Origin of the sequence: Paenibacillus sp. J2TS4, assembly GCF_018403245.1 — a bacterium.
In the GTDB taxonomy this organism is placed as follows: domain Bacteria; phylum Bacillota; class Bacilli; order Paenibacillales; family NBRC-103111; genus Paenibacillus_L.
This window is the reverse complement of the sequence record NZ_BOSH01000006.1, coordinates 229,323-249,252: the sequence shown is the minus strand read 5'-3', so window position 1 is coordinate 249,252 and position 19,930 is coordinate 229,323. Positions and strand designations below refer to the sequence as shown.

At 49.0% G+C, this 19,930-nt stretch carries 16 protein-coding genes; 4 read left to right on the top strand and 12 right to left on the bottom strand.

All coding sequences use genetic code 11. From position 1 onward, the window contains the following. Window positions 1–327: 327 nt before the first annotated feature. Window positions 328–1,470, bottom strand: a complete 1,143-nt coding sequence (locus KJS69_RS15195; protein WP_213584626.1) for an MFS transporter — start codon at window positions 1,468–1,470, stop codon at window positions 328–330. Window positions 1,471–1,852: 382 nt separating this feature from the next. Here KJS69_RS15195 and KJS69_RS15190 point away from each other — a divergent pair, with 382 nt between their 5' ends. Continuing rightward, window positions 1,853–3,019, top strand: coding sequence for a putative glycoside hydrolase (locus KJS69_RS15190; RefSeq protein WP_213584625.1), 1,167 nt, complete (start codon window positions 1,853–1,855; stop codon window positions 3,017–3,019). Between the two features lie 66 nt (window positions 3,020–3,085). On the opposite strand, the gene KJS69_RS15185 is transcribed toward KJS69_RS15190, so the two are convergent. Further along, window positions 3,086–3,961: a helix-turn-helix transcriptional regulator gene (locus tag KJS69_RS15185; RefSeq protein ID WP_213584624.1), complete on the bottom strand. Its 876-nt coding sequence runs from the start codon at window positions 3,959–3,961 to the stop codon at window positions 3,086–3,088. A gap of 422 nt (window positions 3,962–4,383) precedes the next feature. Between KJS69_RS15185 and KJS69_RS15180 the strand changes: the two genes are divergently transcribed. After that, window positions 4,384–5,661, top strand: a complete 1,278-nt coding sequence (locus KJS69_RS15180; RefSeq protein WP_213584623.1) for an alpha-L-fucosidase — start codon at window positions 4,384–4,386, stop codon at window positions 5,659–5,661. Window positions 5,662–6,033: 372 nt separating this feature from the next. Here the strand turns inward: KJS69_RS15180 and KJS69_RS15175 are convergent, their stop codons facing one another. Further along, on the bottom strand, window positions 6,034–6,612 hold the full coding sequence (locus tag KJS69_RS15175; RefSeq protein ID WP_213584622.1) for a nitroreductase family protein: 579 nt from the start codon (window positions 6,610–6,612) through the stop codon (window positions 6,034–6,036). An 810-nt stretch (window positions 6,613–7,422) separates the two neighbouring features. On the opposite strand from KJS69_RS15175, the gene KJS69_RS15170 reads away from it, so the two are divergent. Next, entirely contained in the window at window positions 7,423–8,097 is a 675-nt protein-coding gene (locus tag KJS69_RS15170) for a hypothetical protein (RefSeq protein ID WP_213584621.1), read from the top strand. A gap of 365 nt (window positions 8,098–8,462) precedes the next feature. On the opposite strand, the gene KJS69_RS15165 is transcribed toward KJS69_RS15170, so the two are convergent. The 9 genes from KJS69_RS15165 to KJS69_RS15125 form a co-directional block, all read right to left on the bottom strand. Beyond that, window positions 8,463–10,283, bottom strand: a complete 1,821-nt coding sequence (locus tag KJS69_RS15165) for an ABC transporter ATP-binding protein (RefSeq protein WP_213584620.1) — start codon at window positions 10,281–10,283, stop codon at window positions 8,463–8,465. Further along, a complete protein-coding gene (locus KJS69_RS15160; protein WP_213584619.1) occupies window positions 10,271–12,067 on the bottom strand; it encodes an ABC transporter ATP-binding protein in 1,797 nt (598 codons plus the stop codon). The genes KJS69_RS15165 and KJS69_RS15160 overlap by 13 nt, the downstream gene beginning before the upstream one ends. Before the next feature lie 266 nt (window positions 12,068–12,333). Beyond that, window positions 12,334–14,655, bottom strand: coding sequence for a glycoside hydrolase family 95 protein (locus tag KJS69_RS15155; RefSeq protein WP_213584618.1), 2,322 nt, complete (start codon window positions 14,653–14,655; stop codon window positions 12,334–12,336). Window positions 14,656–14,734: 79 nt separating this feature from the next. After that, on the bottom strand, window positions 14,735–15,508 hold the full coding sequence (locus KJS69_RS15150) for an SDR family NAD(P)-dependent oxidoreductase (protein WP_213584617.1): 774 nt from the start codon (window positions 15,506–15,508) through the stop codon (window positions 14,735–14,737). A 70-nt stretch (window positions 15,509–15,578) separates the two neighbouring features. Further along, window positions 15,579–15,965 carry a D-ribose pyranase gene (rbsD, locus tag KJS69_RS15145; protein WP_213584616.1) on the bottom strand — a complete coding sequence of 129 codons (387 nt, stop codon included), beginning with the start codon at window positions 15,963–15,965 and terminating at the stop codon, window positions 15,579–15,581. Beyond that, window positions 15,962–16,171 carry a hypothetical protein gene (locus KJS69_RS15140; protein WP_213584615.1) on the bottom strand — a complete coding sequence of 70 codons (210 nt, stop codon included), beginning with the start codon at window positions 16,169–16,171 and terminating at the stop codon, window positions 15,962–15,964. The genes rbsD and KJS69_RS15140 overlap by 4 nt, the downstream gene beginning before the upstream one ends. 52 nt (window positions 16,172–16,223) lie before the next feature. After that, the gene (locus KJS69_RS15135; protein ID WP_213584614.1) at window positions 16,224–17,018 is read right to left on the bottom strand and encodes an SDR family NAD(P)-dependent oxidoreductase; all 795 of its coding nucleotides are present in this window, start codon (window positions 17,016–17,018) and stop codon (window positions 16,224–16,226) included. 126 nt (window positions 17,019–17,144) lie between these two features. Continuing rightward, complete coding sequence (locus tag KJS69_RS15130; RefSeq protein WP_213584613.1) at window positions 17,145–18,305, bottom strand: UxaA family hydrolase; 1,161 nt, start codon at window positions 18,303–18,305, stop codon at window positions 17,145–17,147. Beyond that, window positions 18,302–18,634: a UxaA family hydrolase gene (locus tag KJS69_RS15125; RefSeq protein WP_213584612.1), complete on the bottom strand. Its 333-nt coding sequence runs from the start codon at window positions 18,632–18,634 to the stop codon at window positions 18,302–18,304. Before KJS69_RS15125 ends, KJS69_RS15130 begins: the two co-directional genes overlap by 4 nt. Before the next feature lie 270 nt (window positions 18,635–18,904). Here KJS69_RS15125 and KJS69_RS15120 point away from each other — a divergent pair, with 270 nt between their 5' ends. Further along, window positions 18,905–19,918 carry a LacI family DNA-binding transcriptional regulator gene (locus KJS69_RS15120; RefSeq protein WP_213584611.1) on the top strand — a complete coding sequence of 338 codons (1,014 nt, stop codon included), beginning with the start codon at window positions 18,905–18,907 and terminating at the stop codon, window positions 19,916–19,918. The last annotated feature ends 12 nt before the right edge of the window (window positions 19,919–19,930 follow it).

Sequence of the window (19,930 nt, the reverse complement as noted above, 5' to 3'; positions counted from 1 at the left end):
GTTTTCACAATAGATTTACAAAACGGAACTCTCCCCCTTTACGGATAAAATGGTATGGATTTCTATCCACATATGTATATGTATATTACAGGTATATATATGATTGATCAATGAGCCTATCCGACTAGAAACTAGTAAAAAATAACTATTGTCCCGTCCCCAAAATCTGAAAGTTTGATCATTCGAGGTTCGCCGCCCTTTTATCCCATCAAAAAAGTCCAATGAAAAAGACGCTCCTCTGAACAGAGTGCGTCTTGACTATGCAACTGAAGTATGTGCGGGCCGATCAGGAAAGCGTAAGCTCGATTGTCTTGACAAAACCCGCGATTATTTTCGCTGCAGGGCTTGTGTGACAAAGAACAGAACCGCGGCCAGCAATGTAAAGCCGGCCCCCATCCAATACATGCCGCCCCCTCCCCACATCTCCTTCATCCAACCGCCCAACGATCCTCCGGCAATCCCGGCCAATCCTAAAAAAACAGCCGAGAGCAAAGATTGACCCGTGGAACGAAGCTCCGGCGGCACCATGCGCACAACGTATTGTACGGAGACGATCCAGAAAACGGCGAAGGTGACGGAATGCGATGCCTGAAACAACAACAGCAGCGAGGGAGAATCCGTCAGTGCATAAGCGGCCCAGCGCAAGGTATACATACATGCCGCGAGGCCAAGCAAAGCCAGCTCATTGTACTTGGCTGCCCACCTGCCGATCAGGGCAAAGCCAAGCATTTCACTACAAGCCGCCACTGCCCAGGCGGCGCTGACAGTTCCCGCTGAGGCCCCGAGGTCGAGCATATGTAAGCCAAATAAGGCATCGTTCATTCGGTGCGGCACGGTTAATAAAAAGACGAGAACGAGAAACCAGAGCAGTCTCCGGTTAGAGAGCAGGGCCAGCATAGCTTGGAGAGTAACCTGCTTGCCGCCGGCCGGCTTCTCATCCTGCACAAATATTAGAAGGACAAGCGGCATAACCCCAAGCGTCCAATACATCCACTTGATGTTAGGCACTCCCCCCAAATAAGGAAGCAAAGCACCTGTTATAATGGCCGTGACAAAAAAACCTAAAGAGCCCCACAGACGAATACTCCCGTAAGAACGGCCAAAGCGGGTGGCGGATTGATACAGCAGCGAATCCAAGAGCGGGTTCCACGGAAGCATGAAAAAATATAACAACAAAACAAACGTAAATGCCGGCCCGTATCCTTCGGTTACAAACAACCCCACACTGCAAGCGATCGTTAAAATCCATAACGAACGAATCGTCTTTTTTAACGAATATCGGTCACTGAAATACCCCCAAACCGGCTGGGCCAGCACGGCTACCAAAGGACCAATCATCATGAGCGTTCCGATTTGCGCCGCGTTGTATCCTTTATGATTAAAATAAAGCGGGAGCAAAGGGAGCAAAATCGCTTGGGTCGCGTAATAAAAAAAGCTGACTCCCCGCAAAGCGTTGATTTGTCTGTTCAAATAAATGATCTCTTTTCTGAATGAAGTCCATATCCTATACTATCCTAACTTAAATCGCCTCGGTTGAGAAGTTAATTTATTGCTTACATTCATCTGACAAAAAAACCTTTTTTCCCCTTTAATGAAAGGCTTCCTTACCGTATAATTGACATATTGTGCTTTTTCCGTTTCGTTGCGGAGCCTTTACGTTTATGAAATAACCATGAGAAAAACTCCTATCGGAGTAATTCGAGGATGAGCGACCTCGTTTAAAGGTTGTTTTTATCGCCAAATAGAATTTGATGGAACTCAGGAAGCAGAAACTTATAAATTCTATATGTGGTAAATAACTTGTCCGAGCAGCAGGAAGTACAAAACAACATTGGATTGGGAGAGAGAGAATATGGAAATGATTTTGGCCGCCATGCTCATGATGTGGGGGAACGTTTCTTCGGCAAATCCGGACGTGACTATGGAACAGCTGATGCAGGCTTCCATGCAGGCACCCGCTATAGAAGAGGAGTATGATCCATTAAGGCCGGTCCTCAAAATAGACCCTCAGCCTGATGCCCCGCCAGTTAGAGGAATTTATGTTACAGCACACAGCGCGGGCGGTGCCAGAATGAATACGTTGCTGGAGCTGATCGACGAGACGGAATTAAACGCAATGGTCATCGACGTTAAGGACGACTGGGGGAACATTACCTACGCAACGAATAATCCGGAGCTGGAAGCTTACGATACGACTTATAAAATCATACCCGACATTAACAAGCTAATGGATACGTTAAAAGAACATGAAGTGTATCCGATAGCCCGAATAGTCGTGTTCAAGGATACGATTCTAGCCAATAAACGACCCGATTTATCATTCGTTCAGCCGGATGGCACCCTCTGGGCCAATGGTAAGAAGCCTCCGGAAAGCTTCGTCAATCCCTATCGCAAAGAAGTGTGGGATTATAACATTGAAATTGCCAAAGAAGCTGCCAAGGCGGGATTTAAAGAAATCCAGTTCGATTATGTTCGTTTTCCTGAAGGCTTTGAGAAACGGGCTGATATTCTCCAATACGACAAAGACGAAAGAAGTCGCATCGAAGCGGTGGCTGGTTTTGTCAAATATGCGAGAGAGCAGTTAAATCCGTTAGGAGTCCGTGTATCGGTAGACATCTTCGGTTATGCCGCCTCCGTCCCCGCTGCCGAAGGAATCGGTCAAGATTTTGAAAAAATTTCGCTCAACGTCGATGTCATCAGCGCAATGGTTTACCCAAGCCACTACACTACCGGCTGGTATGGTGTGAATGTTCCGGATGCCGAGCCTTATACTGTAATAAGCGGCTCAAGTGTAGATACGCATAAGAAGCTGGAACCGCTCGGTCCGCTCAAGCCGATCGTCCGGCCCTGGATTCAAGATTTTACAGCTTCCTGGGTCCCCGGATATATCCCTTACGGCAAGAAGGAAATCGAAGAACAGGTCCGGGCATTGAACGATAACGGCATTAATGAGTTCTTATTGTGGAATGCCAGCAATAAATATACCTCTGGTGTTAATTACATAGACCCTTCGCCATAAATAAAAGCTATAGTGATTAGCCACTGTCATGCCTTGTCGTGCAACGCATATTTCGGTATTGTGCTGTTAAAGGTCCGCTCCTCCCGCTCGGGAGGAGCGGTATTTGCTTGGGCTCATTCCTGTTTTCTGCCGGAACAGCCGGATAAAATAGTTATAGTTGGCGATGCCTACCTGTTCGGCAATGTCCTGAATGGAAGTGTCCGTATTTTCCAGCAACGATTTCGCTCTCTCCATACGAATATGATGTAAATATCGCAGAGGCGTCATCCCCGTATGCTTCTTAAGACAGCGGGTGATGTAGTCAAAATGGAAATGAAAATGAGCCTCGAGCTCCTTGGAATCGAACGGATAAAGAAGCCGCTGCTGCAAATAGGCTATGACCTCTTCACTTAGAGACATTGAAGGCGACAACTGCCGCGAGCGCGCATTGGCCTGCAGTTGCCACAGAAGCTGCCCTAACAGCGAATGAAGGCGCAGCGAGTTATGCAGCGTAAAGCTATCGTGCAGCTCGATCATTTCCCGCAGTGTGGCCACCGCCGGCTCCATCTGAATCCGGCCGTATTTGGGCAAATACATGACCTGCTCCGTCGGAGTGGAGTCGGTCGTGCTGCCCTGCCGCAGCACCGTCGACCAGGCGATTTGTTCCGCTGGAAGAGACCGAAGGGGAGTTGGATGGGCAAAATGAAGAAAGTAAACGATCGTCTCCTCCTCGCACTCTCGGTACCCCGCATGCATCCGTCCCGGCTCCAGCACAAGCATCTCCCCCGCACAGACGGAATAGGAGTTATCATCTTCCGCCATATGAAATACTCCGCTAGTGACAAACAAAAGATCGTAGACATCAAATTGTCTTTTAAAATGCTTCATTCCCGGCTCCCAGCGAGAATCCCCTACCGTAATCAATTGCGGCAGCGGGGGAATAGGCAGCTCCAAACAGATCATAAGTCTCTCAGTCCTCCTCCAGCTTGTCCTCACCTGACTCGCAAGGACGAGTTTTTCTGCTTCCCCAGATCCAAGCCTTCTCTCCGCTCTTTTTTCATCTTAACGTTCAGTATCCATAAGCGAATGATGTCTTTTCAATAAAACCGTTTCTGTTAACTATAATCGATAAGTCGATATTGTGCTATGATTGTTCGGTTTCGTCCCTTCCTTTAGCACCGGAATAACGCTAGATTGAAGATAAGCTGCAAACACATTCAGCGACTGTACAAGTGCTATCAGAATACTTCGAGAATGGCCGACTGAATATAATGGATAGTTTATCGCCAGCTGGAGTTTGAAATTCTTCAGGCGGCAGTAACTTTTCCATTCTATGGCAGTACCCAAATCATCAGAGTTCTAGAAGGAGAGGTGTGATCATCCATATGAACGAAAGATGGAAACGAACCGAATGGTTCCGTAACGACCGCTTTGGAATGTTCATCCACTGGGGACTTTACGCTATTCCAGCGAGAGGGGAATGGGTGAGGAGCTTTGAAAGATTGAGCGTGGAAGATTATGAACCGTTCTTTCAGGAGTTTAACCCGACCCAGTATGATCCGCGAGCGTGGGCCAAGGCGGCCAAAGCTGCCGGGCAGAAGTACGCCGTATTAACCGCAAAGCATCATGACGGCTTCTGTCTGTTTGACAGCCAGTTAACCGAATATAAAGCGACGAACACTCCAGCCGGACGGGATTTGATTCGCGAGTATGTCGATGCTTTTCGTGAGGAAGGGCTTAAAGTCGGATTCTATTATTCTGTCATTGATTGGCATCACAAGGATTACCCGGCTTACGGAGACAGACAGCATCCGATGAGAGCCAATGAAGCTTTCAAGGATAATCCTGCCGATTTCAACCGCTATATTCAATATTTTCACGGGCAAGTCAAGGAATTGTTAACCCAGTACGGGAAAATAGACATCATGTGGTTCGATTTTTCATATGACGACATGACAGGCGAAAAGTGGAAGGCAACTGAGCTGGTTCATATGATTCGCTCAATCCAGCCGGACATTCTAATTGACAATCGGCTAGGCGGAAACATCAAAGCGGCCGAACCGGAAATCTATGCGGGAGATTTCTATTCTCCCGAGCAAATTTTGCCGGCAAATGGGGTGTTGGACGCCAACGGAGAGCCCGTGCCGTGGGAAGCGTGCGTTACGCTGAATAACCACTGGGGATATCACGCCTGGGATCGGGACTACAAATCACCGCAGCAGATCGTGCGTGCGCTTGTGGAATGCGTCAGCAAGAATGGCAACCTGCTGTTGAATGTCGGACCCGATGCCAAAGGAATTATTCCTCGGGAGTCCATAGACATTCTGGCAGAGGTCGGCCGCTGGATGGAGCGAAACGGTGAAAGCATCTATGGCTGCGGAGCGGCGGATCTGGCCAAGCCTGAATGGGGACGATACACTCAAAAGGGCAATAAATTGTATGCGCACGTGTTTGATCGGGGGATCGGCCCTGTCTATTTTGCCGGACTGAAAGGAAAGATTAAGCGAGCGAGGCTGCTCTCGGATGGCTCCGAGTTAAAGGTAGAAACACCATGGATGGCCGAGCAGTACTCCAATGCGGATACCGGAGCCTTCATCCATTTAAAAGGAGCCCGACTGCCAGATGAGCTCGATACCGTCATCGAGTTGGAGCTGTGCGACTGATTTACAAGATTGACAGGTAAGATCGATCCGGGAAGGTCGATCTGTAGAATTGGTCCGCAGGACTAATCTGTATTGCCAAACCGGGTGTCCTAACGATGGAAGGGGATTTGAAAAAGCTGCTAATAGGGAAGAAAGAGGGAGCAACGGGAGATTCGTCCGCTGTTCCCTCTTTGTTATCACCGTGGCTAGAAAAATATTATAAAGGAACACCATTATTCCAGACCCTGCTTCCCTGACTCTTTCCACGGTTCCTCTCGATACTCCCGGGTCTGCTTCATTTTTGCATTGATTTCTTAGACTACTTCAAAGACTAGTCGCCATTTATTTATTACGATGAATTCTTGGACCCTATTTTGAACAACTATCTTTTTTCTATGCCTGCTCTTCCAACCAGACCGTTTTCTCTGTGTAGGATGTTCTTCGCGAAGCTGGCGCTTCCTTCTCCGGGTATCCAACATAGATTAAGCCGGCCATCGATTCATGTTCTTCCAAGCCAAAGGCCTGCTTCATCCTCGTATGATACAATGGCTGGCCCGATCTCCAGATGGCCCCGAGTCCTAGCGAATGCGCGGTCAGCAGCATGTTTTGGATGGCTGCGTGAAGCGCGGCCAACTCCTCTATCTCATGTACCTTGGGCAGAGATGAGGGAGAAGCCGCCACAGCAATAACGACCGGGGCACGAAAAGCTTTCCCCCACTGCTTGCGCAGCAACTCCTCGTTAGCTGGAGTGCCGGCCGCCTCCGATTCTTCCTTGGCAATTTCCCGGTAAGCCTCGGCCAATCGGTTGCGCCCTTCGCCAGTCATTACAAAAAAACGCCACGGCTCCGTATGATAATGATTAGGCGCCCATACAGCCGCTTCCAACAGTTTATTTATCAATGATTTATCTACCGGATCGGTCTTTACCTTGCCTATACTTCTTCTTTCTACAATGGCTTCTTCTAATCTCATATCGATTTGGCTTCCTTTCCTTGAATGAAATCGGACAGTAGTTCATAATCAGCAAAACGACAATACGATTAACAATTGCGGGAATGTTTAATAATGATTAAATAACTCATTGCACTAAAGCCGTTCGCCTGATCGCCGTAAAAAGTCCTTTCGTTAAATAAAAAGCCTTCCAATTATTACGTAGTTAATAGATGTTCAGCTCCCGGCGCGACTGGACGCACTATCATTCGTGATCCAATGGATTGCTGTGATTGATAATGATTATCACTAATAATTATAGGGGACTCAATATAATATATCAACCTGCTGGTGCCCTTTCTAAAATTAAAGATCAAATGTGCACCTCAATTCTGCAGATATTGTAATTTTCGCCATCAAGGTGCAAAAATGCTCTCTATTTTCCATACTTTTTGAATATCGACCATTTCGCCAAAATTAAAGGGTACTTTTGCACATTATTTGCTCAATTCCGGACAAAGGTCGATTTAAGAAGCATTTTTGTACTCTAATCCACCACACGATATTTACCACACACTATTTCACATCATTGTGACTAACCAATCTACAAGCATGACCACTGGACTGTCAACCGCTGGATTTCGGAACACTCTTTTCCAATTACTAAAAAGACTAGAATACTATTAAAATTACTTAGAACTCCTATCAAAAATTATCCACATAAAATTCAACCAATTTAATGTCAATCTGGTATTATCATGCTATAATCTAGATAACAATATGTGACGAAGAACGTCCCTATTCATCCATGAGATGATTCAGGGGCGTTTTGTTTTTTAGGAGGGTTTCTATTTGGAATTTAATAAGTTGCATGAGAAATGGCTGAATCAGCATTTGCAAAAAAGAACAGGGGAACGAAGGGGAAGATTAAAAAGAGGGCATAAGCATGCGGAGATTATGTTTCTGCAAAAAGTCTGGTGGCCCCTCCACGGAAATTTCGATAACCTTCATCCTGAATACGAGGTACTGGATTGGAGAGGAAGACCCTTTTTTATTGACTTTGCTTGGCTGCCCGGACATATCAAAATTGCTCTGGAAGTAAAAGGCTATGGTCCACACGTTCAAACTATGGACCGTCAAAGGTACTGCGATGAACTAAACAGAGAAACATTTTTACAAGGGATGGGCTTTCGTGTTTTGTCCATTCCCTTTGACGATGTGATTTCCCGGCCTGAATTAACGATTAGCCTGTTAAGAGTTTTGTTTAGCCATTATTTGCTTGGGGAAAAGGAGTCCGGATCTGATAACTCAATGGAAAGAAATATATTACTACTAGCGATCCATCTTAATAGGCCCATTCGTCCGATCGATGTAGTCGAGGAATTCAATATGAACCGTAGAACAGCTGTAAAGCATTTGCAAACTCTGTGTTCCAAAGGCAGACTTCGCCCCTTGTTAGGAGGGAATGCCACTAGAGTATCGCGTTATGAACTGGTTCGTAACTTCTCAGATGATTTGATGTGGTAACTATAGTTAAAGAGCAAATGTGCACCTCAATTCTGCAGATTTTGCAATTTTCGAGATCAAGGTGCAAAAATGCGCTCTATTTTTTCATATTTTTCGAATATCGACGATTTCACCAAATTAAAGGGTACTTTTGCCTTTTAATTACTCAATTCCGGACAAAGGTCGATTTAAGAGGCATTTTTGCACCTCATTGATGCAATGTCTTTCTTCTCTTTCATGCCAATCCTTACTCTAATCTGCACAGTCCGGGTGCCTTGTTAAAACGGCAAAGGCACCGATTACCCGATGCCGCGTTTTTATAAGTCGCTATTATCCACTCAGTTCCTTATTAACTGGGGCTCCTGTACATGACTATGTCCAATGAATTATTGCATGACATACCATCTAGCCTGAGCTTCAAACATGGCAGCGTATTTGCCGCCTTCCCGCAGGAGTTCGTCATGGGTACCGAGTTCCACGATCCTTCCTTGATCCATGACGACAATTCGATCGGCAATTTTGGCTGAACCTAACCGATGAGTCACAATAATAGAGGTTTTGTCTCTGGAGATATCGGCAAATTTCTGATACAGGTTGGTCTCTTCAATTGGGTCAATGGCAGCGGTAGGTTCATCGAGTACAATCATATTGTGGATTCGATAAAATCCTCGGGCGATGGCTACCCTCTGCCATTGCCCGCCAGACAGATCGACGCCGTCGAACTCACGCGAAAGCATCGTGCGGAAGCCTTGGGGGAAGTGCTGTTCTCGAAGGTCCAAATCAGCCTTATCCACGGCGGCAAGCAGTCTTTGATCGTGGCTGTTATCCCTATGGCTTGCTTCCGGATCACTGATGCGGATATTCTCATCCAATGTCATTTTATAGCGCTGGTACTTCTGAAACACAGCTGATATTCCTCTATAGATGGATTTCCCGGAAACTTCTCTCGTATCCACGCCCCCAATACGCACACAGCCTTCGCTCGGAAGAAATAGCCCGGTCATCAGCTTAACGAGTGTGGTTTTGCCAGCCCCGTTCTCGCCAACAATAGCGATCGTCTCGCCTTTCTTGACTTCCAGAGAAATACCTGCCAAGGAATCCCTCTCCGCTCCGGGATAACGAAAAGTTACATTGTCCAGTTGGATTCCGCTGCCGGGATCCACCGGTACATCTTCGCCTTCTCTTTCGGGCAAATCGAGAAACCGGATAAAGTTTCGGACTGTGCCCATATTTCTGGTCATTCCACCAATGTGACGGGAGATGACCTCTTCCATTATTCCAAACATCATTTCAATAGAAGCAAACACAGCCGCAAAGGCGCCTATCGTAATCTCACCAGCCAGCAGCGCATCGAACATTAAATAGAGAACGCCGAAATAGCCCGCTAAAGTAATCATTTTCATGCCCAGCTCAAGCAGTCCGGTTTTGACTTCTGCATCCCACGTCTTCTTCCTTAGCAGGGACAATGCCGTTTCGTAAAGCTGTTTGAAAAAGCCAAAAGCTCCTAAAATACGGGTTTCCTTGTAATATTCGCGATCGCAGATACAGCGCTCGTAATATTCATATTGGCGGCGGATCGGAGCTGCCTGATCTTCGAGCTTGGCAAATACAGAGCCGCGAATCAGCTGTGTGATCATTACGGGAATAAAAATTAGAACCAGAGTAACGGCCAGGATCGGCTTAAGTGTATACAGGTATCCCCCCATAAATAAAAAATAGGGCAGATAAAAGGTAAAGATCGTGAAAGCCGTAAACATTAGACCCAGACTGTTGCTCATCCCCTCATTGGCCTTATTAATATCATCCAGCAGCTGAGGAGACTCATAGGAAACCGGATCAATACGTGAAGCTTTATCGTTAATGCGCCTGCTTAAATAACCGGTCATTTTTTTGAAAAAGGTATTTGCCATGAAATTATGGAGGCCATTCAGCACTTGCATACTGATCGTAACCGCACCTAAGGCTATCGCCATCCAAAAGACAGTCCCCAGCCCGGATCGGTCCATAACCGCAGCCGTAACGGAATCAAAGAAACGTTGGGTGACTACAGTAATAAAAGCAATGGAGCCGCCATGGAGCAGTCCGACCCCATTAGCCAGTATAAAAAATAAAGGGAAGGCTGTAACAAATAAAGGAAGCAGCCGGAATAGGATAGCGGCCAGCGACAGTTTTTTGGCATTAGTCGATGATCTGTTTATTGGTACCAACTCCTCTGGCTTTCATACATTCGAGCATAAACGCCTCCAAGGCCGATCAACTTCGTATGACTTCCTTGTTCGATGACCCTCCCGTCCCCGATCACGAAAATTTCATCTGCCAGCTGGGTTGAACCGAGCCGGTGGCTAATAAACAAAGTCGTTTTATCTCTGCTGATTTGTTCAAATTCTTCATACAGCTTGCTTTCACTAAGCGGATCCAGGGCAGCGGTCGGTTCATCCAGTATTCTTAAAGGAGCCGGATTGAGGATAGCTCGGGCCATGGCTATTCGCTGCCACTCTCCCCCAGATACGTCCTGGCCGCCTTCTCGAATTTTGCCAAGCGGAGTCTCCTTGCCCTGCGGCAGTGTCGCTTCCACATAACTTAAGCCAACGTTATCTATAGCGTTCTGAATCCGACGGTTCGCAGCTTTATCCGGTAATCCATTAACATCTCCTACGGCGATATTATCCTTCATAGTAATAAAATATTGGGCGAAATCCTGATAGACGACCGAGTAGAACGCCTTTAATTCTCCTTGGCTATACTCGGACAGGTTCTTACCGTTCAACCGTATTTCACCTTCATAGTTGGTGTAGAGCCCGGTGATGAGCTTAGTAATTGTTGTTTTGCCTGCTCCGTTAATCCCTACGAAGGCGTAGTGCATACCCGCTGTTATCCGCAAGGACAAGCCGTCCAGTATCTTTTTATCGGTCCCGGGATATTTAAAGCTGACATTCCTAAACTCCAAGGATTCAAAAACCGGGGCTGGAGCGACGGGAACAGCGATGGCCCCCTCCTCTTCCTCCAATTTAGAAAAAGAAGATAAATCTATCAAATACTCTCTATGCTTGGCCAATTGATCCATATTGCTAGTTAAATCCCACGACATCATCTGAACCAGACCAAACACAGCGTTGACAAGCGAGATGAACATTCCGATCGTCATGGCACCAGACAAAACAGGACCCAGCAGCACTAAAATAATAAGAAACGAAAGGAGTGCGGTCAGCACGCTGCCGGTCTTCATTTTGATAAACCATTTCTTCTCGGTCTTATATTCGATTCGCCTTGCCGTTTCATATTGGTGACTCCAGATTTGGTTAACTCTATCGCTATACCCAAACATCGATCGCTCATCGACGGCTTCCCGGCCTGTAAGGACTTCGGATAAATATTCATACTTCCTCTTATGCTTGGATACTTCCCTGTTAGCTTGGTAGGTTGCCTTGCCGCTCTTGATAGCAAGTGCAAATAGCGGGATAGAAATGACAATAATCACCAAAGCGGCCCACCACACCTGTGTGAAAAGCAGGGTGAGGATCCCTCCGATTCGAATCGCTTTAGCGACCAGCGATAACAAATCTGTATAGGCTGTTGTCATTTGAGTTTCCGGGGTTTTGGAAACACGGGAGATCAAATTCCAGGTTTCGTTATTTTCGATGTGTTTATATGCGAGCTTCGCTCGTTTTACTACGAGGGCGGTACGAAATCGCTCCCGAATGGCCAGTTCCAGACGCACCTGGACGAGTTTGGCCAACTGCCTGGATATCCATGTAAAAGCAATTAAGGCAACCACGGCCAGCATGGAAGGATAAATCAAGCTTATATCGGCTTGGTCCCGCACAACGATTAAAGCGCTGTCAATAAAACGGGCGGTCACTACGATTTGTAAAGTAGGCACCAAGCCATTCAAAAGCAGTTGAGCAGCTACCAAAATCGCTGCAACGGGCGCACATTGGAAGGGGATTCTAAGGATGTCCATGAGCCCGTATTCTTTCTTGTCCATCATCATGAATAACCCCTTTACTCATCCCTGTGTAGCATCGCTTCTTCTGAGGTCTGATTTTTATATTCAAGCTATATAAGCCGCACCAAAGACATCGGTCTATCTTTTCCGAACGAAAGTGCCTTATCCCTTATATATCCATTTGATTAACCATCTATATTATATAATACACAGTGGAACCAGACAACGAAAATGGCGATAACGAAGGGCATAAATGCCTTCGTTATCGCCATTATGATAGAATTTCCTCTTCGCTATTGGGTGTGGATTATTTAATAAGTAACCAATATCTCATATTCGCCACCGGCCTGCGTGTCAAAAGAGTACAAGGCGGCTTCCGGTGATTCTGTTTCAACCGGCCGGCCCTCCTTATGGACAACTAGCGGTTGATCGCTGCGAACGGTGCAGCGGCTTCCCGAGCTGGAGCGGAGGATGGCGCGGGTCAAGCGGCCTGCCGCCCATTCCAGATCCAGCTCGAACCCGCCCCGCGCCCGCAAGCCGCGGATATGACCGGCAGCCCATGCGGTCGGCAAAGCAGGCAGCAGCCTCAGCTCTCCTCCGTGCGATTGCAGGAGCATCTCGGCTACAGCAGCGGTTCCGCCGAAATTAGCGTCGATTTGGAAGGGCGGATGATTGCCGAACAAATTCGGCAGCACCGACTGAGCCATAAGTGCATGGAGATGCTCATAGGCCTGCTCGCCATCTTCCAGTCGCGCCCAGAAGTTGACGATCCACGCCCGGCTCCAGCCTGTATGCCCGCCTCCATTGGCCAGTCTCCGCTCCAGCGTCCTTCTCGCCGCTTCGGCCCATTCCGGCGTCTGGCGAGCATTAATTTGCTCTCCCGGATGAAGCGCGAACAAATGTGAAATATGACGGTGCCCCGGCTCCGGTTCATCGTAATCGTTGGACCACTCCATAATTTGTCCATGCTTGCCGATCTGCGGCTGCGGGAGACGGCTTCTCGCTGCTTGAAGCTGATGGCGGAACGTGTCGTCCACATTCAGGATTTCAGCAGCTTCTATGCAGCCCGTAAAGAGAGCGTGCAATATTTGTGAATCCATCGACGGCCCCATGCAGAGTACGCCATGATTGCCTTCTTCCGTTCGATACCGGTTCTCCGGCGATAAGGACGGTCCGGTGACGAGCCGGCCCTGACTATCCTCAACCAAATAATCGAGGAAAAATTCGGACGCCTCCTTGAGCGTCGGGTAGACCCGCTCCGCAAGAAAGCTTCGATCCAATCCGAAGCGATAATGCTCCCACAGATGGAGCGACAGCCAAGCCGCACCCATCGGCCAAATAATGGAGGAGAGAATGGCGCCGTCCATCGCCGTGTCTCCCCACAAATTCGTATTATGGTGAGCGACGAAGCCTCTCGCTCCATAGACTTGGGAAGCGGTTTGGCGTCCGCTGGCCTTCATCTTGTCGATTAGGTCAAAAAGCGGGGCATGGCACTCCGCCAGATTGCATACTTCCGCCGGCCAATAATTCATCTCCGTATTAATATTAATCGTATATTTGGATTCCCAGCTTGGGGTAAAATTATCATTCCATATGCCCTGGAGATTGGCCGGCAGGGAGCCGGGACGGGAGCTGGCCATTAACAAATATCGGCCAAATTGAAAAAACTGCTCGATCAGACCGTGATCCGCTTCCCCTTCTTGAATACGCTCCAACCGCTCGTCCGTAGAACATCGGTCTCGCTCGAGGATAGCTTCATCGCTTCCCAGTCTAAGCTCCATCCTCCGGAACAAGACACGATGATCGTGCACATGCCGGTCCCGCAGCTCCGTGTAGGTCATAGCAGCGGCGGACTCTATCTTTCTTGTGCACACTTCCAGCGGCTGCTCGTGGCGGTAAGTCGTTGCTGCAGCAATATATAACGTAATCGAGTCCGCTTCCTCAACCGATACAAAATCTCCGATAATCTGTACCCTTCCGCCTTCACTGACCGCTGTCAGCATCGCGCAGTATTCGATTCCATCCGGACCGCACTGCCCGGTCATGGCGATCGCATCGCTGCCTATCGAGACCGTTCCCCGGTCGAAGGGACGACGGCTAAGATTCGCACTGAGCGTTAATTCTCCAGGCTGATCGCAGGTCAGCCGAACGGCCATGACATCATCTACCGCACTGCAAAACAGCTCACGGGTATAGTTAACGTTACCTATCCGGTATTGGACTCGGGCCACTCCGGCGTCCATGTCCAATTCCCGGACGTACTGATCCGCTTCCGCTGAATGGCCGGCAAAATACAGATTCAAATCACCCAGCGGCTGATAGGGCCCAAAATATTTGGGCGAAGAGGTAAGCGCCATACGCGCCAGCCGTTCAGCCTCTTCGGGCCGGCCCGCGAACAGCAGCCTGCGGATTTCCGCCAGATGCTCCGGAGCATCGGGATTATCCCTTTCCATCGGTCCCCCGTACCAGACGGAATCCTCGTTCAATTGAATTTTTTCCTCGGCGACCTTGCCGAAGATCATTCCACCGAGCTTCCCGTTGCCGATCGGAATCGCCTGAACCCATTTTGCGGCTGGTTGACGATACCATAACCTGTTCCTGTTTAATGGAACATCTAGCCTGTCTGCTTGCAAACCAATCCCTCCTCACCTGTATAAAAGTCGATACACCATCAAATCTTCCTTTAAATGAGAGGCAAAAGCAACTTGTTCTCTATGCATTTTTGCCAAAAACGACCCCGCCGTCTATATAAAGCGGAGAGCCCATCATAAACTTGGATTCGTCGGAGGCCAGGAATAATGCAGCCTTCGCCACATCCTCCGGCCTTCCCAGTTCCCCGCTTAATTGGCGCGTCTTGATCGAGGCGATGGCCTCTTCCGGATCCTCATATGAGGTTCGCAAATAATTTTCGACGAACGGAGTCAGGATGGTTCCGGGCAGCAGCGCATTAACCCGGATGCCGTACGGCGCGTAGTCGACCTGCATCGATTTCGTCAGGGCAAGGACCGCCCCTTTGGTCGCCGCGTAAGACGCGCGCCGTGCCAAGCCGATCTCGGCAATACAGGACGACATGTTAATAATCGAGCCTTCCTTGCGCTCCATCATATGCGGGAGAACATATTTGGAGGGCAAATATACTCCCCTGATGTTAATGTTCATCACTCTGTCCCATACTTCCGGCTCCACTTCATGCAGAGCGCCTACTCCGCTAATTCCGGCGTTGTTGAACAGCACGTCGATCCGTCCATATTGAGCTAACGCTTCGCTAATCATATCATCGACTTGCGCAGGATCGGTCACGTCGGCCCGAAGGAACAGCCCTTCCCCACCGCCCTCTTTAATCTGCGCTACGGTTGAATTGCCCTTCTCCTCATCCAAATCATTAACGATGACCGTCGCGCCTTCCCTGGCAAATAACAGGGCGGTACTCTGTCCGATTCCCGATCCGGAACCGGTGATTAAGCATACTTTTTCCCTTAGTCTCATCCTTGCTTCCTCCTTATCCCCTGACCTTATCCTTATTTCCTGCAGGCATCACTGAACATATGTATGCTGATTAGCCCGAGACGATCATAATATTCGCATAGGGAGTCGTATCTCCGGTACGAATAACGGCCCGGGATTCCGGGCAGATTTCCTTGAATCGGACATGCGGGATGATCGTCCAGCCCACACGGGGGCAAGCCTTCTGCATGGCGGCAAAACGCTCTGGACTCGCCTCCAGCATTTCCTCGGTTACAATAATCCGGTCAATGATAAATTCGTCATGTACGGCCTGAAGAACATCCATAACCGACGGAAGATTATCGACCAGAGCCAGGTCGAGACGCTCGACTGTCATCGGGACCGGAAAGCCCCGATCACAAATCGTCAACAGATCCGTATGACCGGTCTCGGCCAATATCCGGTTCAGCTCCGGGTGAAGAATTCCGCTTTTTTTCATGCTTCCGAGTCCTCCCTGGTCTCTCCGATGACTTGACTGCGCTGTTCCAGCGTAATCTGCTCGCGTATAGACGGGGCCGGCTTTTTGAAATACAGCTTTTCCCGACCGTCCACGATAACTACACTGACCAATTCCCAGCCTTGCTCTCCCCATTCGTCTAGACGCTGCGTCTCCGTCGTGGTCCTGTACTGCCATCTTATCGTCATCTTCCTAACCTCCCCATCGATGAACATTCATATAGACACCGCTTAGCTGATTTTATCTGTCCATATGATCGTCGGGCTGGGCCGCCTTAACAGTCAGACCGCCATCCACCATCAACAGATGGCCGTTGACCTGCATCGCTTCCTCCGAGGCGAGAAAGACGACCGCGTCCCCGATTTGCCGGGCGGTCCCCAGCCGTTTCATCGGATTCGCTTCCACTTCCTTCTGCCGGATTGCGGGATCGGCCAAATAATCTGTACACATATCCGTGTCCACGGTGCTGGGTCCTACAGCATTTACATTAATGTTATATTTACCCAACTCAATCGCCATTCCTTTGGTCAGCATATTCGCGGCTGCTTTAGAGGATTGATAATGCGGAATCACCGGGCTGGTAACGAGCAGACTGGCGGTCGACAAGACGTTTATTATTTTTCCGTACCGCTTGACCGTCATTTTGTCGGATGCCCTTTGGGAACAGAGAAAAATCGATTTGACATTGGTGTTGTAGGTGCGATCCCAGGTTTCTTCCGATACTTTCATGAAAGGCTCGAACGGCGCAATCCCGGCATTATTCACCAAAATTTCAACCTCGCCAAGCTCCCGCTCAATCTGATCGAACATCGCGAGCACCTCTTCTTTACGTCCTACATCGGCTCGAACGACGATCGCTCGGCGGCCTAGCGCTTCTACCTTGTCCTTGACGGCTTCAGCCAAAGAACGTGAACGGTCAGACGTGTAATTAATGGCCACATCGGCGCCTTCCTCGGCCAGTCTCAGCACGATGGCCTCGCCAATTCCACGGCTGCCCCCTGTTACAAGCGCAATTCGGTTCTCCAATCTTTTCAACACTATCTCCCCTTATAAATTAAGAGCAGCTTCCAATTGGACCTGCGCAACTACAGAATTGCAAAGGTTATAGAATGATAGAATACCAAAGGGAGCTGCTCTATTGATTTCTGATTTATTAAAAAGCTACAGACTCGGGCCAATCCGGTTAATGCTGAACTCCTGATGTCCGAGAATTTCTGCCTTGGTCAATTTGCCCCGGCTCACTTCCTGAATTTCCTCCCATATTCGTCCCCCCGCCTCCTCCAGGCTGAGCGTCCCTGACAGCATATCACTCACGTCCACGTCCATATTGTCCGTCATCCGCTCGTACATCTGCTTGTTCCCTGTTATTTTAATAACCGGGATTACCGCTGAGCCGGTCGGAGTTCCACGGCCGGTCGTAAAACAGACGATATGCGCACCGCCCGCCGCCATTCCGGAGACACATTCGATGTCATTCCCGGGCGAATCCATAAAATACAGCCCTTTGCCGGGAAGCTCCTCGGCATATTCCACGATTCCTTCTATGGGCGCGGTTCCGCACTTGCTTATGCAGCCAAGCGATTTTTCCTCTATTGTCGTCAATCCCCCTGCAATGTTGCCCGGGCTCGGATTGCCGCCGCGCATATCAGCCCCCATCCGTTCGACTTCCTTCTCGAAGCGATCGACAATATGATATAGCTGATCGGAAATTTCCGGTGTCCGGCAGCGTCCGGCCAGCACATGCTCGGCCCCGATAATTTCGGTAGTTTCCCCGATGACGATGCTGCCGCCTTGTTCGATCAGACGGTCAGCCGCCACGCCAAGGGCAGGGTTCGAAGCAAGCCCCGAGGTCGCATCGGACCCTCCGCATTTGACACCTACTCTCAGCTCACTGAGCGGTATTTCGACCTTCTGCTCGCGATCCAGCTGCTCTCTCATCCGTTTGGCCAGCTCCACTCCATGCTGAATCGCCTTAACCGACCCGCCCACGGATTGGATATCGAATACCTCGACTGGCTTGCCCGTCTCTTTAATCGCTTCGGCGAGCGCGATCGGGTCGACTACTTCGCAGCCCAGGCTGATGATAATCACCCCGCCTACATTGGGGTTCCGGCCTGTCCCGGCCAGTACATTGAACGTCCTGTCCTTGTCTGCGCCTATTTGGCTGCATCCGTGCTGGTGGGGAATAGCGACCGTATCCGGCACCAGTTGAGTAATCCGGCTGCATACTTGATTCGAGCAAATAACGGTCGGAATGATCAACAGATGATTGCGGATGCCCGCTTCTCCATTCGCTCTGCGGTACCCCATAAACGTACTCATGCCTTCCCACCTCCTGCCGCTTGGGCTTGATCTCCTCTTCCGCGAATCCCTTCCACGTTGTGAACATGAACATGGAAGCCTGGGGCGATATTCTCGGTAGCCCGTCCGATTACCTCTCCATATTTCCGAACGTGAGTCCCTTCTGAAATCAGGACAATGGCCACCTTATGTCCGAACGGAATCGCTTCCATGATTTCCAAAGAATACGATTCTCCAGCAACCCGATAAATGATCGTCTCTCCCGGACGCAAATCTTTGATTGCGGTAGCCACATGATCCTTGGCATCCATCATCAGTGCCTCTGCCCCGGCTTGAATAGGAGCTGCCATTACATTCACCATCCCCAAATTATAAATGTTATCGATAACTCTAACATAACAACTCCTTCTCTGGCTGTCAATTGTTTTTATTTTGCCCGTCATTTGTTTTTTTAAGAACAAAAGCCTCCCGAATTTACGCTTTATCGCAAAAGACGGAAGCCTTCTTCAAAAGGAAGCTAGGTCCACCATGAATAGGAGATTTTCAGCACAATAATGACCTGCGGCTCCCCAATGTGGTAAACTATTATTAAAAATTTTATATAACGAAGGACGATATGTGTGGTAACCATTTATGATATTGCCAAAAAGGCGAACGTGTCCGCCATGACGGTATCGAGAGTTATCAATAACTCTGGCCGTATTAGCGAGAAGACGCGAATAAAAGTGAAAAAAATAATGGAGGAAATGAATTACGTCCCGAATTCGATGGCCCGAAGCCTCGTCCTGCAGGAAACGAAAATTTTATCTCTTCTGATCACCGATATTACGAATCCTTTCTTTACGACACTCGCCCGCGGAGCAGAGGATGCAGCGATGCGGCGGGGATATAAGCTGCTTTTTGGCAACAGTGACGAAAATTTGCAGAAGGAAAAGGAATATGTCGACATGATGTTGACCGCGAGGGTGGACGGAGTTCTATTCGCTCCGACCGGCGATGCTTCGCTAGAGCATCTCTCCATTCTTCGTACCCATAACATTCCTTTGGTTTTGCTCGACCGGGAAGTGCCCGGCTTCGAAACCGATATGGTGCTTGGAGACAGCAGAGCAGGAGCGAGACAGCTCGTCGAGCATTTGATCTCACTCGGACACAAGCGGATCGCTCTACTGAACGGGCCTCTGCATGTCTCCACCGCCCGCCATAGACTGGCAGGCTACAAGGAAGCCCTCAAGCTGAACGATCTGGCCTATGATGATCGCCTCGTAGTGGAACTAGACTATAAGCCGGCTGCGGAGAACCTGGCCATGGACTCTCTTCTTCAGCAAACCGATCCCCCTACAGCGATCTTCGCAGCGAACAATTTTCTTGCGATCGGAGCCATACGTTCCTTGCGAGCCAAAGGAATTTCTGTGCCGAAGCAAATTTCGGTCGTCTGCTTCGATGATTTTGGCGAAAGCCTGAGTCTTGACCCATTCCTGACCGTGGCTTCCCAACCGGCCTACCAGTTCGGAGCTCTCGGCATTCAACTGCTCATCGAACGAATTCAGGATAAGTCCGAGGGAGACTACCGCAAAATCGTGCTGCCCCCAGAGCTCATTATCCGCTCTTCCGCACAGGCTCTGAACATCATGTAACCCGCCGTCAGA

Excerpts from the sequence above, each read along its gene's own strand:
- KJS69_RS15190 (WP_213584625.1), top strand. The coding sequence starts at position 1,853 with ATGGAAATGATTTTGGCCGCCATGCTCATGATGTGGGGGAACGTTTCT.
- KJS69_RS15185 (WP_213584624.1), bottom strand. The coding sequence starts at position 3,961 with ATGATCTGTTTGGAGCTGCCTATTCCCCCGCTGCCGCAATTGATTACG.
- KJS69_RS15180 (WP_213584623.1), top strand. The coding sequence starts at position 4,384 with ATGAACGAAAGATGGAAACGAACCGAATGGTTCCGTAACGACCGCTTT.
- KJS69_RS15175 (WP_213584622.1), bottom strand. The coding sequence starts at position 6,612 with ATGAGATTAGAAGAAGCCATTGTAGAAAGAAGAAGTATAGGCAAGGTA.
- KJS69_RS15160 (WP_213584619.1), bottom strand. The coding sequence starts at position 12,067 with ATGATGATGGACAAGAAAGAATACGGGCTCATGGACATCCTTAGAATC.
- KJS69_RS15150 (WP_213584617.1), bottom strand. The coding sequence starts at position 15,508 with ATGAGACTAAGGGAAAAAGTATGCTTAATCACCGGTTCCGGATCGGGA.
- rbsD (WP_213584616.1), bottom strand. The coding sequence starts at position 15,965 with ATGAAAAAAAGCGGAATTCTTCACCCGGAGCTGAACCGGATATTGGCC.
- KJS69_RS15140 (WP_213584615.1), bottom strand. The coding sequence starts at position 16,171 with ATGACGATAAGATGGCAGTACAGGACCACGACGGAGACGCAGCGTCTA.
- KJS69_RS15130 (WP_213584613.1), bottom strand. The coding sequence starts at position 18,305 with ATGAGTACGTTTATGGGGTACCGCAGAGCGAATGGAGAAGCGGGCATC.
- KJS69_RS15125 (WP_213584612.1), bottom strand. The coding sequence starts at position 18,634 with ATGGCAGCTCCTATTCAAGCCGGGGCAGAGGCACTGATGATGGATGCC.